General features: G+C 39.6%; 23 protein-coding genes. All 23 read right to left on the bottom strand.

The window, feature by feature from the left end:
* Positions 1-7: 7 nt before the first annotated feature.
* The 23 genes from rpsE to pplA all read right to left on the bottom strand — a co-directional run bounded on the left by rpsE (position 8) and on the right by pplA (position 12,965).
* Positions 8-511 (bottom strand): 30S ribosomal protein S5, encoded by a 504-nt coding sequence (gene rpsE, locus CKV70_RS13305; RefSeq protein ID WP_003723681.1) that lies wholly within the window; start codon positions 509-511, stop codon positions 8-10.
* 21 nt (positions 512-532) lie between these two features.
* Positions 533-892, bottom strand: a complete 360-nt coding sequence (gene rplR, locus CKV70_RS13310) for a 50S ribosomal protein L18 (RefSeq protein ID WP_003739848.1) — start codon at positions 890-892, stop codon at positions 533-535.
* 39 nt (positions 893-931) lie between these two features.
* Complete coding sequence (rplF, locus tag CKV70_RS13315) at positions 932-1,468, bottom strand: 50S ribosomal protein L6 (RefSeq protein ID WP_003723683.1); 537 nt, start codon at positions 1,466-1,468, stop codon at positions 932-934.
* A 30-nt stretch (positions 1,469-1,498) separates the two neighbouring features.
* On the bottom strand, positions 1,499-1,897 hold the full coding sequence (rpsH, locus tag CKV70_RS13320; protein ID WP_003720937.1) for a 30S ribosomal protein S8: 399 nt from the start codon (positions 1,895-1,897) through the stop codon (positions 1,499-1,501).
* A 30-nt stretch (positions 1,898-1,927) separates the two neighbouring features.
* The gene (locus CKV70_RS13325; protein WP_003723684.1) at positions 1,928-2,113 is read right to left on the bottom strand and encodes a type Z 30S ribosomal protein S14; all 186 of its coding nucleotides are present in this window, start codon (positions 2,111-2,113) and stop codon (positions 1,928-1,930) included.
* A gap of 30 nt (positions 2,114-2,143) precedes the next feature.
* Entirely contained in the window at positions 2,144-2,683 is a 540-nt protein-coding gene (gene rplE, locus CKV70_RS13330; RefSeq protein ID WP_003720938.1) for a 50S ribosomal protein L5, read from the bottom strand.
* Between the two features lie 26 nt (positions 2,684-2,709).
* Positions 2,710-3,021 (bottom strand): 50S ribosomal protein L24, encoded by a 312-nt coding sequence (gene rplX, locus CKV70_RS13335; protein WP_003723685.1) that lies wholly within the window; start codon positions 3,019-3,021, stop codon positions 2,710-2,712.
* Positions 3,022-3,058: 37 nt separating this feature from the next.
* Complete coding sequence (gene rplN, locus CKV70_RS13340) at positions 3,059-3,427, bottom strand: 50S ribosomal protein L14 (protein WP_003723686.1); 369 nt, start codon at positions 3,425-3,427, stop codon at positions 3,059-3,061.
* Between the two features lie 79 nt (positions 3,428-3,506).
* On the bottom strand, positions 3,507-3,770 hold the full coding sequence (gene rpsQ, locus CKV70_RS13345; RefSeq protein WP_003720941.1) for a 30S ribosomal protein S17: 264 nt from the start codon (positions 3,768-3,770) through the stop codon (positions 3,507-3,509).
* A 27-nt stretch (positions 3,771-3,797) separates the two neighbouring features.
* A complete protein-coding gene (gene rpmC / locus CKV70_RS13350; RefSeq protein ID WP_003720942.1) occupies positions 3,798-3,989 on the bottom strand; it encodes a 50S ribosomal protein L29 in 192 nt (63 codons plus the stop codon).
* Complete coding sequence (gene rplP, locus CKV70_RS13355) at positions 3,979-4,413, bottom strand: 50S ribosomal protein L16 (RefSeq protein WP_003720943.1); 435 nt, start codon at positions 4,411-4,413, stop codon at positions 3,979-3,981. Before rplP ends, rpmC begins: the two co-directional genes overlap by 11 nt.
* A gap of 2 nt (positions 4,414-4,415) precedes the next feature.
* Positions 4,416-5,072 (bottom strand): 30S ribosomal protein S3, encoded by a 657-nt coding sequence (rpsC, locus tag CKV70_RS13360; RefSeq protein WP_003720944.1) that lies wholly within the window; start codon positions 5,070-5,072, stop codon positions 4,416-4,418.
* A 3-nt stretch (positions 5,073-5,075) separates the two neighbouring features.
* Positions 5,076-5,432: a 50S ribosomal protein L22 gene (gene rplV / locus CKV70_RS13365; protein ID WP_003727697.1), complete on the bottom strand. Its 357-nt coding sequence runs from the start codon at positions 5,430-5,432 to the stop codon at positions 5,076-5,078.
* A gap of 20 nt (positions 5,433-5,452) precedes the next feature.
* The gene (rpsS, locus tag CKV70_RS13370; RefSeq protein WP_003720946.1) at positions 5,453-5,731 is read right to left on the bottom strand and encodes a 30S ribosomal protein S19; all 279 of its coding nucleotides are present in this window, start codon (positions 5,729-5,731) and stop codon (positions 5,453-5,455) included.
* An 87-nt stretch (positions 5,732-5,818) separates the two neighbouring features.
* Complete coding sequence (gene rplB / locus CKV70_RS13375) at positions 5,819-6,652, bottom strand: 50S ribosomal protein L2 (protein WP_003727696.1); 834 nt, start codon at positions 6,650-6,652, stop codon at positions 5,819-5,821.
* A 40-nt stretch (positions 6,653-6,692) separates the two neighbouring features.
* Positions 6,693-6,977 (bottom strand): 50S ribosomal protein L23, encoded by a 285-nt coding sequence (rplW, locus tag CKV70_RS13380; protein WP_003720948.1) that lies wholly within the window; start codon positions 6,975-6,977, stop codon positions 6,693-6,695.
* Entirely contained in the window at positions 6,977-7,600 is a 624-nt protein-coding gene (rplD, locus tag CKV70_RS13385; RefSeq protein WP_003727695.1) for a 50S ribosomal protein L4, read from the bottom strand. Before rplD ends, rplW begins: the two co-directional genes overlap by 1 nt.
* 25 nt (positions 7,601-7,625) lie before the next feature.
* Positions 7,626-8,255 (bottom strand): 50S ribosomal protein L3, encoded by a 630-nt coding sequence (gene rplC, locus CKV70_RS13390; RefSeq protein ID WP_003726733.1) that lies wholly within the window; start codon positions 8,253-8,255, stop codon positions 7,626-7,628.
* 34 nt (positions 8,256-8,289) lie between these two features.
* Entirely contained in the window at positions 8,290-8,598 is a 309-nt protein-coding gene (gene rpsJ, locus CKV70_RS13395; protein ID WP_003720954.1) for a 30S ribosomal protein S10, read from the bottom strand.
* A gap of 360 nt (positions 8,599-8,958) precedes the next feature.
* Positions 8,959-9,759: an FAD export ECF transporter transmembrane subunit FmnA gene (gene fmnA, locus CKV70_RS13405; RefSeq protein ID WP_014601175.1), complete on the bottom strand. Its 801-nt coding sequence runs from the start codon at positions 9,757-9,759 to the stop codon at positions 8,959-8,961.
* Between the two features lie 19 nt (positions 9,760-9,778).
* Positions 9,779-10,738, bottom strand: coding sequence for a 1,4-dihydroxy-2-naphthoate polyprenyltransferase (menA, locus tag CKV70_RS13410; RefSeq protein WP_014601176.1), 960 nt, complete (start codon positions 10,736-10,738; stop codon positions 9,779-9,781).
* 81 nt (positions 10,739-10,819) lie between these two features.
* On the bottom strand, positions 10,820-11,902 hold the full coding sequence (locus tag CKV70_RS13415) for an FAD:protein FMN transferase (protein WP_003733041.1): 1,083 nt from the start codon (positions 11,900-11,902) through the stop codon (positions 10,820-10,822).
* A 163-nt stretch (positions 11,903-12,065) separates the two neighbouring features.
* The gene (pplA, locus tag CKV70_RS13420; RefSeq protein WP_003727691.1) at positions 12,066-12,965 is read right to left on the bottom strand and encodes an extracellular electron transfer flavoprotein PplA; all 900 of its coding nucleotides are present in this window, start codon (positions 12,963-12,965) and stop codon (positions 12,066-12,068) included.
* Positions 12,966-13,045 lie beyond the last annotated feature (80 nt).

The following is a 13,045-nucleotide window of genomic DNA, read 5'->3' on the forward strand; positions in this document are numbered from 1 at the left end:
TCCCTCCTTATCCTAACAATTCTTCTACTGTTTTGCCACGAAGTTTCGCAACATCTTCAGCGTTTTTCAGTTGTTTAATTCCGTCGATTGTAGCACGTACCATGTTAATTGGTGTATTAGATCCAAGCGATTTGGAAGATACATCAGCAACACCAGCAAGTTCTAGGACCGCACGAACGGGACCACCAGCAGTTACACCAGAACCGGCACTAGCAGGTTTAAGAAGAATTTCTCCGCCACCAAAATGTCCGACTACAGTGTGTGGAATAGTTGTGTCTACAGTTGGTACAAGCACCATGTTCTTTTTAGCATCCTCAACAGCTTTACGGATAGCATCTGGAACTTCTTGCGCTTTACCAGTACCGAAACCAACATGACCATTTTTGTCTCCAACAACAACAAGTGCTGTGAAACGGAAACGACGTCCACCTTTAACTACTTTAGCAACACGGTTGATTGTAACAACGCGTTCTTCTAAATCTAATTTGTTTCCATCAATTTGCTCAGGCATGTAATATGTCCCTCCTTCTTATTAAAATTCTAGTCCATTTTCGCGAGCTGCTTCAGCAAGAGCTTTCACGCGGCCATGATATAAGTATCCTCCACGGTCAAAAGTGACAGAAGTAATACCTTTTTCGGAAGCACGTTTAGCAACTAGTTCGCCAACTTTGCTTGCTGCATCAACTTTGGATTCAGCAGAACCGAAATCTTTATCTAAATTAGACGCACTTGCAAGTGTCACACCATTTACATCATCAATAATTTGAGCATAAATGTTTTTGTTTGAACGGAATACGTTTAAACGTGGACGACTTTCAGTTCCAGAAATCTTAGAACGAACACGAGCATGTCTTTTTTTACGTACTTTATTTTTGTCGATTTTGGTAATCACACGACTCACCTCTTCTCTCATTTGCCTAATTAAGCGGCATTATTTACCAGTTTTACCTTCTTTACGGCGTACATGTTCGCCTTCGTAACGAATACCTTTACCTTTATATGGCTCTGGTGGACGTACGGCACGAATGTTTGCAGCTAACTCGCCAACGTGTTCCTTGTTGTATCCTTTAACAATCACTTGTGTGTTTGCAGGAACTTCAATATCTACGCCTTTAGGAGCAACAAACTCTACTGGATGAGAGTACCCTACGTTAAGAACAAGCTTATCGCCTTGTTTTTGCGCACGGTAACCAACACCGATAAGTTCTAATTTCTTTTCATAACCCTCGGAAACTCCGACAACCATGTTATTAAGAATAGCACGAGTTGTACCATGAAGTGCACGGTGGTTTTTATTATCAGTCGGGCGAGAAACGTTAATTTCGTTGCCTTCGATTTTAATAGTAATTTCTGGGTTGAACTCTTTTACAAGTTCACCTTTAGGACCTTTAACTGTTGCTGTTGATCCATTAAGTGTAACTGTTACACCTGCAGGAATCACAATAGTTTTTTTACCTATACGGGACATTTATTGCACCTCCTTATGGTTTACTTTTTCTTACCAAACGTATGCTAGTACTTCTCCGCCGACTTGTTTAGCACGGGCTTCTTTGTCGGTTAAAACACCTTGGGAAGTAGACACGATTGCGATACCTAGACCGTTAAGTACTTTAGGCACCTCAGTTGATTTTGCATATACACGCAAACCTGGCTTACTAATACGTTTCAAACCAGTGATTACACGTTCGCCAGTCGCTCCATATTTTAAGAAAACACGGATTGTTCCAGCATTGTCATCTTCAATATACTCAACGTCACGGATAAAACCTTCACGCTTCAATATTTCAGCAATTTCTTTTTTGATTTTGGATGCAGGCAGTTCTAATTTATCATGTTTAACCATGTTTGCATTACGAATGCGAGTTAGAAAATCTGCAATTGGATCTGTCATCACCATGTATAATACCCTCCTTCCTTAAACTCTTTCTTACCAGCTTGCTTTTTTCACGCCGGGAATTTGACCTTTATAGGCAAGTTCACGGAAACAAATACGGCATAATTTAAATTTGCGAATAACGGAATGTGGACGACCACAACGTTCACAACGAGTATATGCTTGAACAGCGTATTTAGGTGTACGTTTTTGCTTCGCGATCATGGATTTCTTAGCCACGTTTTCGCCTCCCTACTAAATTAGTTTTGATTACTTTTGAAATGGCATCCCAAGTTGAGTTAGTAACTCATGAGATTCTTCATCACTTTTGGCAGTTGTAACGATTACTACGTCCATACCGCGTACTTTTGATACTTGATCGTAATCAATTTCAGGGAAAATAAGTTGCTCTCTAACACCCAACGTATAGTTACCACGGCCATCGAAAGCTTTTTTCGATACGCCACGGAAATCACGAACACGTGGAAGTGAAACAGTAACTAATTTATCTAAGAAATCATACATGCGTTCACCACGCAAAGTTACTTTAGCACCGATTGGCATTCCTTCACGAAGACGGAAACCAGCGATAGAATTTTTTGCTTTTGTGATTACAGGTTTTTGACCAGTGATAAGAGCTAACTCCTCAACTGCACTGTCTAAAACTTTCGCATTTGCTGTAGCGTCACCAACACCAGTGTTGATTACGATTTTATCTATTTTTGGAACCTCCATTACGGAGTCATAATTGAATTTGCTCATTAAAGCAGGAACAATTTCCTTAAGATATTGATCTTTAAGGCGATTCATGTAATATTCCCTCCTTCCTACGACTATTATTTATCTATTACTTCACCGGATTTTTTTGCTACGCGTACTTTCTTGTCGCCTTTAACTTCGTATCCTACACGAGTAGGTTCGCCTGTTTTAGGGTCAAGTAGCATTACGTTTGAAACGTGGATTGGTGCTTCAACATTCAAGATTCCGCCTTGCGGGTTGACGTTGGAAGGTTTTGTATGTTTTTTAACCATATTGATTCCTTCGATAAGTACGCGATCCTTTTTCGGAAATGCTGCGAGCACTTTGCCGGATTTGCCTTTATCTTTACCAGTAATAACTTTTACTTTATCACCTTTTTTGACATGCATTGGTATAGCACCTCCTTGATTTCTTGGAACTTATTTTTTAAAGAACTTCTGGAGCTAAAGAAACGATCTTCATAAAGTTGTTTTCACGAAGTTCGCGAGCAACAGGTCCAAAAATACGTGTTCCACGAGGACTTTTATCGTCACGGATAATGACACATGCATTTTCATCAAACTTGATGTAAGAACCGTCTTGACGACGTGCTCCACTCTTAGTACGAACGATTACTGCTTTAACAACTTCACCTTTTTTGACAACGCCGCCTGGTGTTGCTTGTTTAACGGTACACACGACAACATCGCCAATGTTAGCAGTTTTGCGTCCTGATCCACCTAGTACTTTAATAGTTAAAACTTCACGAGCACCAGAGTTATCAGCCACTTTCATACGACTTTCTTGTTGAATCATTAGGACACCCTCCTTCCAGAATAACGGGTCGGAAAAATTGCACTCGGCAACTTTTCACAATCTATTTTTAACTTTTGATTTAGATAATTACTGCTTCTTCTACAACTTCTAGTAAACGGAAATGTTTAGTTGCAGACAATGGACGAGTTTCGGAAATACGAACTACATCGCCAGTTTTTGCAATGTTATTTTCATCATGCGCTTTGAATTTTTTAGAATACTTCACGCGTTTACCGTACAAACCATGTTTCTTGTACGTTTCAACAACCACGGTAATTGTTTTATCCATTTTATCGGATACAACACGACCAGTATAAACTTTACGTTGGTTACGGTCAGCCATGTATTAAAACCTCCTTACGATTCTTTTTTAAGCAAGTTCTCTTTCTCGAACGATTGTTTTCATACGGGCAATTGCTTTACGAACCTCACGAATACGTGCGGTGTTTTCTAATTGACCAGTAGCTAATTGAAAGCGCAGGTTGAAGAGCTCTTCTTTCAAAGCTTTTTCTTGATCTTGGATTTCGGTAGTGGATAAATCACGGATATCATTAGCTTTCATTTGCTTCACCACCAATTTCTTCACGTTTAACGATCTTAGTTTTGACCGGCAGTTTGTGTGCTGCTAGACGTAATGCTTCACGCGCTACATCTTCAGGAACACCTGCGATTTCAAACATAATTTTGCCACGTTTGACTGGGCTTACCCAACCTTCCGGAGCACCTTTACCTTTACCCATCCGAACCCCGATTGGTTTAGAAGTGTAAGATTTATGAGGGAAAATTTTAATCCAAACTTTACCGCCACGTTTCATGTAACGAGTCATTGCGATACGAGCTGCTTCGATTTGACGGTTTGTAATCCAAGAAGCTTCAACTGCTTGAAGACCATATTCACCAAATGCAACTTCAGTTCCGCCTTTCGCGCGTCCACGCATGTTTCCGCGGAATTCACGACGGTATTTTACACGTTTAGGAACTAACATTATTATTTTCCTCCTTCCACATTGTTTTTCTTCGTAGGAAGGACTTCACCGCGGTAGATCCAGACTTTAACGCCTAGTTTACCATAAGTTGTGTCAGCTTCTTCCCATGCGTAGTCGATGTCGGCACGCAATGTATGAAGAGGTACTGTTCCTTCGCTATAGTGTTCAGCACGAGCGATATCCGCTCCGCCAAGACGACCAGATACTTGAGTTTTGATACCTTTTGCTCCAGCACGCATAGTACGTTGGATAGCTTGTTTTTGCGCACGACGGAAAGATACACGACCTTCCAATTGACGAGCGATGTTTTCAGCAACCAATTTTGCGTCTAGGTCAGCACGTTTGATTTCTACGATGTTGATATGAACACGTTTTTGAGTAAGTTCGTTTAAGTTTTTGCGTAATGCTTCAACTTCAGAACCACCTTTACCGATAACCATACCAGGTTTTGCAGTATGAATAGTGATATTCACACGGTTAGCTGCACGTTCGATTTCTACACGAGAAACAGAAGCGTCAGATAGACGTTTTGCAACGTAATCACGGATGCGTAAATCTTCATGTAAGAAGTCCGCATAATCTTTTTCCGCGTACCATTTGGAGTCCCAATCACGGATGACACCGATACGCATACCTATTGGATGTACTTTTTGACCCACGAATTATCCCTCCTTCACTTCAGATACCACAACTGTAATGTGGCTAGTACGTTTGTTGATTGCACTTGCACGACCTTGTGCACGTGGACGGAAACGTTTAAGTGTTGGACCTTCGTCAACAAATGCTTCCTCTACTACAAGGTTGTTAATGTCTAAATCATAGTTATGCTCTGCGTTAGCAATAGCAGATTTTAATACTTTTTCAATAATTGGGGAAGCCGATCTTGGAGTATACTTCAAGATTGCAATTGCTTCGCCAACTTGCTTGCCTCGAATTAAATCAATGACGATTCTAGCTTTGCGAGGAGCAATACGAACCGTTTTGGCAACGGCTTTTGCGCTTGTAACTTCACTTGCCATTAGGATATCCTCCTCTCAAATTAGCGTTTAGTTTTTTTATCGTCGCCCGCATGACCGCGGTACGTACGAGTTGGTGCGAATTCGCCCAGTTTGTGTCCTACCATATCTTCTTGAACATAAACAGGAACGTGTTTACGTCCATCATATACTGCGATTGTTTGTCCAACAAAAGTTGGGAAAATCGTGGAGCGACGAGACCAAGTTTTAATTACTTGTTTCTTTTCGCTTTCTGCTGCTGCTTCCACTTTCTTCATCAAGTGGTCATCAACAAAAGGTCCTTTTTTCAAACTACGACCCATGACGGAACCTCCCTTCGCATAGTCAGGAAGCTGAGAACGCATGTCCTCGCTATCCTGCTACCAATTTTATTCAATCTATTGATCCGATTATTTTTTCTTACGACGACGTACGATAAATTTATCGGAGTTGTTGTTTTTCTTACGTGTTTTGTATCCAAGAGTTGGTTTACCCCATGGAGACATTGGCGATTTACGGCCGATTGGAGCTTTACCTTCACCACCACCGTGTGGGTGATCGTTCGGGTTCATTACAGATCCACGAACAGTTGGGCGTTTACCCATCCAACGTGAACGACCTGCTTTACCGATGTTGATAAGTTCGTGTTGTTCGTTACCAACTTGACCGATTGTAGCACGGCAAGTAGCAAGAATCATGCGAACTTCACCAGAGTTTAAGCGGATTAATACGTATTTACCTTCTTTACCAAGCACTTGAGCACTTGTTCCAGCAGAACGTACTAATTGTCCACCTTTACCAGGTTTCATTTCGATATTGTGGATAACAGTACCCACTGGAATATCTTTTAATTCTAGTGCATTACCGACTTTGATGTCAGCTTCTGCTCCTGAATAAATTGTTTGGCCTACTTCAAGGCCTTTCGCTGCGATGATGTAGCGTTTTTCTCCATCAGCATAGTTGATTAGAGCAATATTAGCAGAACGGTTTGGATCGTACTCGATCGTTGCAACGCGTCCAGGAATACCATCTTTGTTACGTTTGAAATCAATCACGCGGTATTGGCGTTTATGGCCACCGCCGTGATGACGAACAGTTAACTTACCTTGGTTATTGCGTCCGGCTTTCTTTTTAAGAGGACGTAGTAAAGATTTTTCTGGAGTACTTGTAGTAATCTCAGCGAAATCAGAACTAGTCATGTGCCGGCGCCCGTTAGTGGTAGGTTTATACTTTTTGATCGCCATTGTTTCCCCTCCTCGTTAGATTTATTTAAAGTTAGTCGAATTATACTTCAAAGAATTGAATTTCTTTGCTGTCAGCTGTAACAGTAACAATCGCTTTACGGCGTTTGTTAGTGTAACCTGCATAACGGCCCATACGTTTAAGTTTGCCTTTGTAATTCATTACGTTTACTTTAGCAACTTTTACGTCGAAAATTTCTTCAACTGCGTATTTTACTTGCGTTTTAGTTGCGCGAGTATCTACTTCAAATGTATATTTCTTATCGTCGAGAATGCTTGTAGATTCTTCAGTTACAACTGGGCGCTTAATGATGTCGCGTGCATCCATTATGCGAGCACCTCCTCTACTTTTTCGACAGCTGCTTTAGTGATAATTAATTTATCATGTTTAGCAACTTCTAGTACTGAGATACTTTCAGCCGGAATAACTGTAATGCCTTGTAAGTTGCGTGCAGATAATTCTACATTTTCACTTTCACCAGCAACTACGATTAGTGCCTTAGTATCTACAGAGATATTTTTAAGAAAAGCCGCAAATTCTTTTGTTTTAGGTGCATCGAAAGTCAAACCTTCAAGTACAACTAATTTTTCTTCATTTACTTTAGAAGAAAGAATTGATTTAATCGCTAAACGACGAACTTTCTTAGGTAATTTGTAAGCATATGAACGAGGTGTTGGGCCGAATACGACACCACCGCCACGCCATTGCGGGGAACGGATTGAACCTTGACGGGCACGACCTGTACCTTTTTGACGCCATGGTTTACGTCCGCCACCACGTACTTCTGAACGATTTTTTACTTTGTGAGTCCCTTGACGTAGGGATGCACGTTGGCTCAAAATCACATCAACAACAACTTTTTCATTTGGTTCGATACCGAAAACAGTGTCGTTTAAAGTAATTTCGCCAGCGTTTGTTCCATCTTGTTTAAGTAAGCTTAATTTTGGCATTCGTTAGTCCTCCTTTCCAAATGAATTATTTTGCTTTAGTAGCAGTTTTAATTTGAACTAATGCTTTTTTAGCGCCTGGAACGTTACCTTTTACTAAAAGAACGTTCTTTTCAACGTCTACTTTAACGATTTCGAGGTTTTGGATAGTGATTTGTTCTCCACCCATACGACCTGGAAGTAGTTTATTTTTGAAAACACGGTTAGGTGCTACTGGACCCATTGAACCTGGGCGACGATGGTAACGGGAACCGTGGGCCATAGGGCCGCGTGATTGTCCGTGGCGTTTAATAACACCTTGGAATCCTTTACCTTTCGATACGCCTGTCGCGTCGATGATGTCACCTTCTGCGAATACATCTACTTTTACTTCTGCACCAATCTCATACTCGTCTAAGTTTACATCGCGGAATTCGCGAATGAAGCGCTTAGGAGTAGTATTGGCTTTTGCTACATGACCTTGTTCGGGTTTGTTTGACAAAATTGCTCTCTTATCTTCGAAACCGATTTGTACAGCTTCATAGCCGTCAGTTTCAACAGTTTTCTTTTGAAGTACCACGTTTTGTGCTGCTTCGATTACTGTTACTGGAATAAGTTCGCCGTTTTCAGTGAAAACTTGTGTCATCCCTACTTTTCTACCTAAGATTCCTTTGGTCATGAGTCACACCTCCTGTTAATTTAATATATTCTTATTATAGTTTGATTTCGATGTCCACACCGCTTGGCAAGTCTAAACGCATCAAGCTATCAACTGTTTGTGGTGTTGGATTAACGATGTCGATTAAACGTTTGTGTGTACGCATTTCGAATTGCTCACGAGAGTCTTTATATTTGTGGACCGCACGCAAGACTGTGTAGATTGACTTCTCTGTTGGAAGTGGAATCGGACCAGATACGGAAGCACCTGAGCGTTTCGCTGTTTCTACAATCTTTTCTGCTGATTGATCCAAAATACGGTGATCATAAGCTTTTAAACGAATACGAATTTTTTGTTTTGCCATTACTTTCCCTCCTTTTCGCCTACTTTTAAAATAGACATTCTCCGTGAAAATTACCTGAACATCCGCCATGGCAAAGCGGCCGGGTGTGTCAGCAACCTTTCACTTCATCACATGGGCATTCCCGGCAATACCGGGGTGCTCGTTGTCAAAAGGGCAGACCAATGCCTGTCCATTTGCACTTTATCTATTATACACGGGTTAGGGGTAGTAATCAACCGCTTTTTGAAAAAAGTTTTAAGTTATTTTCATAGAATCTTTTATATAGAAGATTCTCGGTTCCGCTTTGCGTATAAACCGCATGATAAAGCTGTTTTTCAAATTTCGCCAAAAAGAAAAAACATCCGTTAATATCGAATGTTTTTAAGATGTTCTTAGTATTACGAGTCCTGCGGTTAAAAGTATCATTACGCATGCCGCAATCAAATCTCCAAGATGCCAATGCAATATTCGGAATCGCGTGCGCCCTTCGCCTCCTTGATACCCTCTTGCTTCCATTGCATCCGCTAATTCTTCCGCTCGGTTAAACGAACTAACAAATAACGGAATAAAAATCGGGACAACAACTTTCATTTGTTCAAAAAGATTGCCTTCACCAAAATCCACTCCACGAGCTCGCTGCGCTTTCATGATTTTATCCGTTTCTCCCATGAGCGTTGGAATAAAACGAAGCGCCACCGAAATCATTAACGCAATGTCGTTCACTGGCACTTTGAGCACTGCAAATGGACGAAGGATGTAAGCAATTGCGTCTGTCAGGTTCATAGGCGTCGTTGTGAGCGTGATAACGGTCGACATCATGATAATTAAGACAAAGCGCAAAAACACAAATACGCCGTTCAAAAGCCCAAATGAAGAGATTGTAAATGGACCCCAATCAAAATAAATCGTTCCGCCACTCGCAAATAGTATTTGCATTACTACTGTAAATAAAATTAGCCAAATAAGTGGTTTTACACCTTTTATAAACACTTTTAACTTGATACCTGTCATTTGAATGACCATGAGTGTGAACAAAACCATTAAGGCGTATGTCCACCAGTTATTCGCTAAAAATAAAATACCGATATAATAAAAACCTGCTAAAAGTTTCGTTCGCGCATCCAAACCATGAATCAAGGACTCCCCTGGAACAAAACGACCTAATATTAGTTTTTCTATCATTCAAAGAAGCCCCCTTTTCTCATGTCAATTGTTGAAGCGCTACACTCACTGCCATTAAAATCGTCAACGTCGCATTAATTAATACGAAATTACGAATACCGATGACAAATGTTTTTGACTTCACTTGCTCTTTATTGAATTTCACTAAATTACGATACACTGGATAAATTGTTATAAGAGATAGTAGCATGATTGGATGCAAGAAGTTTATAGCCACTGAAATAATCACTGCTAAAAACGAAGCATAGTACAGAGCATTAAATAATACGACGCCCATTTTTCTTCCTATATAGTATGGAAGTGTATAACGGTGATTCCTAATATCTTCATCTAAATCACAAAGATTATTTGCGAGCATGATATTAGCAATCGTGAAAATACATGGTAAGGATACCACACCTATCCGGATGATTTCTATTAGATTGAACTGAATCGTCACCATTTCTCCTTGCCAAAGTAAATTCGCAATTCCTGCATCGTAGGCATTTACATATACAGCTAAGAAGAAAATCCCAAACCCCATCGTTACGCCTGAAAAAATTTCACCTAACGGCATACGAGAAAGCGGCACAGGACCAAACGTATATAAGATACCTATACAAAAGCATACAAATCCAATTAAAAGTACTAAAAGATCTGTCCGAAAAACTAACCAAACACCTAATCCCGTTGCAATGAAAAACATCAGGAAAATAGTAATAATAACTGTACGTACCGGAATTTGCTCTTGTCCGATTACGTTACTGGTAGTTCGGTAATCGTAGTCATGATTATCTGTTGCTTTGCGATAATCCATATAGTTATTAATCGCCGTTGTTGTTAAATCAAATATGAGCATAGATCCGAAAAAAATCAACGTATTAATGGGTTTGAACATATCATATTGATACACAACGAATAGCGTTCCTAACATGAATGGAAAAACACTAGCAATCTTTGTTTGGATTTCAACCAACTTCAGAAACGATGGTATTGACATATCCCCTTTTTAGCCCCTTTTCTAGTTTATTGTGAGCAGAATCCAGACCGGATTTTGCTCACTTTCTTCTATAATAATAGTTTATTTTTTTAGCGTGTCCATCTGGAAGTCTTTATCCGTTAATTCGAATTGACCTTTTAAGCCAGATGTTTCGTATACTTTTTTCTCTTTGCTTATAAAAATGGCATCTACACCTTCGAATTGTTCAATGTAGTCCATTCCACCTTTAATCCCTTTGGAGAAAGTAGCGGTTGATAAGCCATCACCGTCAATTGATTTTTTAGATACAATCGAAACTCCAGCGATATCATTGTCAAACGGATATCCTGTTTTCGGGTCTAAGATGTGATGATATGTTTTACCATCCACTTCAAGGTAACGTTCATAAATACCAGAAGTTACGATAGACATATTAGATTCAGGAAGTTTCCCAATAACACTTCCACGAGGAGAAAACGGATCTTGAATTCCGACATTCCATTTGTTGCCATTTGGGTTGTTGCCTTGAACATAAATGTTTCCACCTAAATCTATGATAGAGGTTGTTACTTTATTTTCTTTGAATACCTTTAAAGTTTCGTCAGTAATGAAGCCTTTAGCAATTGCCCCTAAATCTAGTTCCATACCTTCTTTTTCCAAGTAGACTGTTTGGTCTTTATCATTCATTTTAACGTCTTTGTAATTAATTAATGGTAACACTGCGTCAATTTCTGCTTGAGAAGGCTTGCGCGCATCAGAAAAACCGATGTGCCATAGAGATGTTAACGGCCCAATAGTAATATCGAAGCTACCTCCAGAGTTTTCGGAGTATTTAAGCCCTTCTTGAATTAAGTAGTATACGTCTTCAGATACTTTCACTGGCTTTTTGCCGGCTTGTTCGTTGATTTTATCAACTTCGGACGTTTTTTCCGAATCACTTGTGGTAATCTTGGCAGCTAGATCTTTGATTCGATCGAAGCCTTTATCAAGCACGTCTTCTTTGCCTTTGTCATAAATTTTAAGCGTTACAACCGTGCCCATTAGAAAGTCTGTTTTGGAGTATGGTTGATCCATTAGTTTTTTTGAATCACTTGGTTCACTCTTTGTTTCTTTACTAGAATTTCCACACGCTGATACAACAAGCGCCAATATGATAACTGAAATTATTATTTTCCATTTCTTCATTAGCTTTTTCACCTTTCTAAATCCGTGATCTTTACTTGAATAACTATAGCGTAAAAAAAGGAATAAATCTACAGTAAAAAGGCTTAATTCCTCTGTTTTTCGATAAAAAAATCGGCTAGCCCTAGAAATTAGGGCCAGCCGTTTTGTACATAAATTGTGCTAATTATTCAGCTTCTACTAGGTTGTACACTTTAATTGTGTCAGTGTTACCATTTTGTGCAGCATTTTGAAGTTGAGCTGCGTAGATTTTGAATTGGTTAGAAGAGTTAGTAGCACCAGAAACAGTGTCTACTGCAGCAACGTCTTGTTTTTCAACAAGAGATTTGTTAAGTGCTGGGATGTATTCTTTTGGACCAGTACCAGATTTAGCTTTCATGTTTTTCTCGTAGTCAGCATCGTCTGATTTAAGTTTGCCGTCTTTGTCAACATAGTTGTAGTCAGATTTAGTGATTTTGCCATCTTTAACGTCCATGCTGAACACTACACGGTAACCATGTGCGTAATTTTGTTCTTCAAGTTTATAAGTTCCATCTTCCATTTTAGCTAAGTTGTTGATGGAAATTGTAGTTGTATCAGCTTTTTGAGCTGCTTGGATTAATTGGTTAGCATAGTTGATGAAAGCGTCAGAAGAATGAGTTGCTCCTGAAACTACTTCTACAGATGCTGCAGATTGATTTTTAACTAAAGAATCGCTTAATTGTTTCAAGTATTCTTGAGGACCAGTTCCTACTTTATCTTTCATTGCTTTTTCGTAGTCTGCATCTTCAGATTTTAATTTGCCATCTTTGTTTTTGTAATCGTAGTTAGCTTTTGTAATTTTACCATCTTTAACTTCGATTGACATGAAACCTTTCCAGCCTTTGTCGTCGAAATTCTTTTCTTCTAATTTGTAAGTACCATCAGTCATAGTACCATCAGTTTTAGCTGTTTTCTTTGTTTCTGTTTGTTTTGTGTCTGTGCTCTTCTTGTCCTTGCTGCTGTCGTCACTGCTACCGCAACCTACTAGTAATAAACTTGAAGCCATTACTACGGTAATACCCATTGCTACTTTTTTCAATTTCATGTTTTGCTCCCACCTTTTGTTTTATTGATTAACTTTGTTTGTGATTTCGTGAACACAAACCGATAGTCTGCGAAAGCGAT

Origin of the sequence: Listeria monocytogenes (genome assembly GCF_900187225.1) — a bacterium.
GTDB classification, from domain to species: domain Bacteria; phylum Bacillota; class Bacilli; order Lactobacillales; family Listeriaceae; genus Listeria; species Listeria monocytogenes.

What these genes read in the sequence shown, in the direction of transcription:
- rpsE (WP_003723681.1), bottom strand. Translation starts at nt 511, where the DNA reads ATGCCTGAGCAAATTGATGGAAACAAATTAGATTTAGAAGAACGCGTT.
- rplF (WP_003723683.1), bottom strand. Translation starts at nt 1,468, where the DNA reads ATGTCCCGTATAGGTAAAAAAACTATTGTGATTCCTGCAGGTGTAACA.
- rpsH (WP_003720937.1), bottom strand. Translation starts at nt 1,897, where the DNA reads ATGGTGATGACAGATCCAATTGCAGATTTTCTAACTCGCATTCGTAAT.
- rplE (WP_003720938.1), bottom strand. Translation starts at nt 2,683, where the DNA reads ATGAATCGCCTTAAAGATCAATATCTTAAGGAAATTGTTCCTGCTTTA.
- rplX (WP_003723685.1), bottom strand. Translation starts at nt 3,021, where the DNA reads ATGCATGTCAAAAAAGGTGATAAAGTAAAAGTTATTACTGGTAAAGAT.
- rplN (WP_003723686.1), bottom strand. Translation starts at nt 3,427, where the DNA reads ATGATTCAACAAGAAAGTCGTATGAAAGTGGCTGATAACTCTGGTGCT.
- rpsQ (WP_003720941.1), bottom strand. Translation starts at nt 3,770, where the DNA reads ATGGCTGACCGTAACCAACGTAAAGTTTATACTGGTCGTGTTGTATCC.
- rpmC (WP_003720942.1), bottom strand. Translation starts at nt 3,989, where the DNA reads ATGAAAGCTAATGATATCCGTGATTTATCCACTACCGAAATCCAAGAT.
- rplP (WP_003720943.1), bottom strand. Translation starts at nt 4,413, where the DNA reads ATGTTAGTTCCTAAACGTGTAAAATACCGTCGTGAATTCCGCGGAAAC.
- rplV (WP_003727697.1), bottom strand. Translation starts at nt 5,432, where the DNA reads ATGGCAAGTGAAGTTACAAGCGCAAAAGCCGTTGCCAAAACGGTTCGT.
- rpsS (WP_003720946.1), bottom strand. Translation starts at nt 5,731, where the DNA reads ATGGGTCGTAGTTTGAAAAAAGGACCTTTTGTTGATGACCACTTGATG.
- rplB (WP_003727696.1), bottom strand. Translation starts at nt 6,652, where the DNA reads ATGGCGATCAAAAAGTATAAACCTACCACTAACGGGCGCCGGCACATG.
- rplW (WP_003720948.1), bottom strand. Translation starts at nt 6,977, where the DNA reads ATGGATGCACGCGACATCATTAAGCGCCCAGTTGTAACTGAAGAATCT.
- rplD (WP_003727695.1), bottom strand. Translation starts at nt 7,600, where the DNA reads ATGCCAAAATTAAGCTTACTTAAACAAGATGGAACAAACGCTGGCGAA.
- rplC (WP_003726733.1), bottom strand. Translation starts at nt 8,255, where the DNA reads ATGACCAAAGGAATCTTAGGTAGAAAAGTAGGGATGACACAAGTTTTC.
- rpsJ (WP_003720954.1), bottom strand. Translation starts at nt 8,598, where the DNA reads ATGGCAAAACAAAAAATTCGTATTCGTTTAAAAGCTTATGATCACCGT.
- fmnA (WP_014601175.1), bottom strand. Translation starts at nt 9,759, where the DNA reads ATGATAGAAAAACTAATATTAGGTCGTTTTGTTCCAGGGGAGTCCTTG.
- menA (WP_014601176.1), bottom strand. Translation starts at nt 10,738, where the DNA reads ATGTCAATACCATCGTTTCTGAAGTTGGTTGAAATCCAAACAAAGATT.
- CKV70_RS13415 (WP_003733041.1), bottom strand. Translation starts at nt 11,902, where the DNA reads ATGAAGAAATGGAAAATAATAATTTCAGTTATCATATTGGCGCTTGTT.
- pplA (WP_003727691.1), bottom strand. Translation starts at nt 12,965, where the DNA reads ATGAAATTGAAAAAAGTAGCAATGGGTATTACCGTAGTAATGGCTTCA.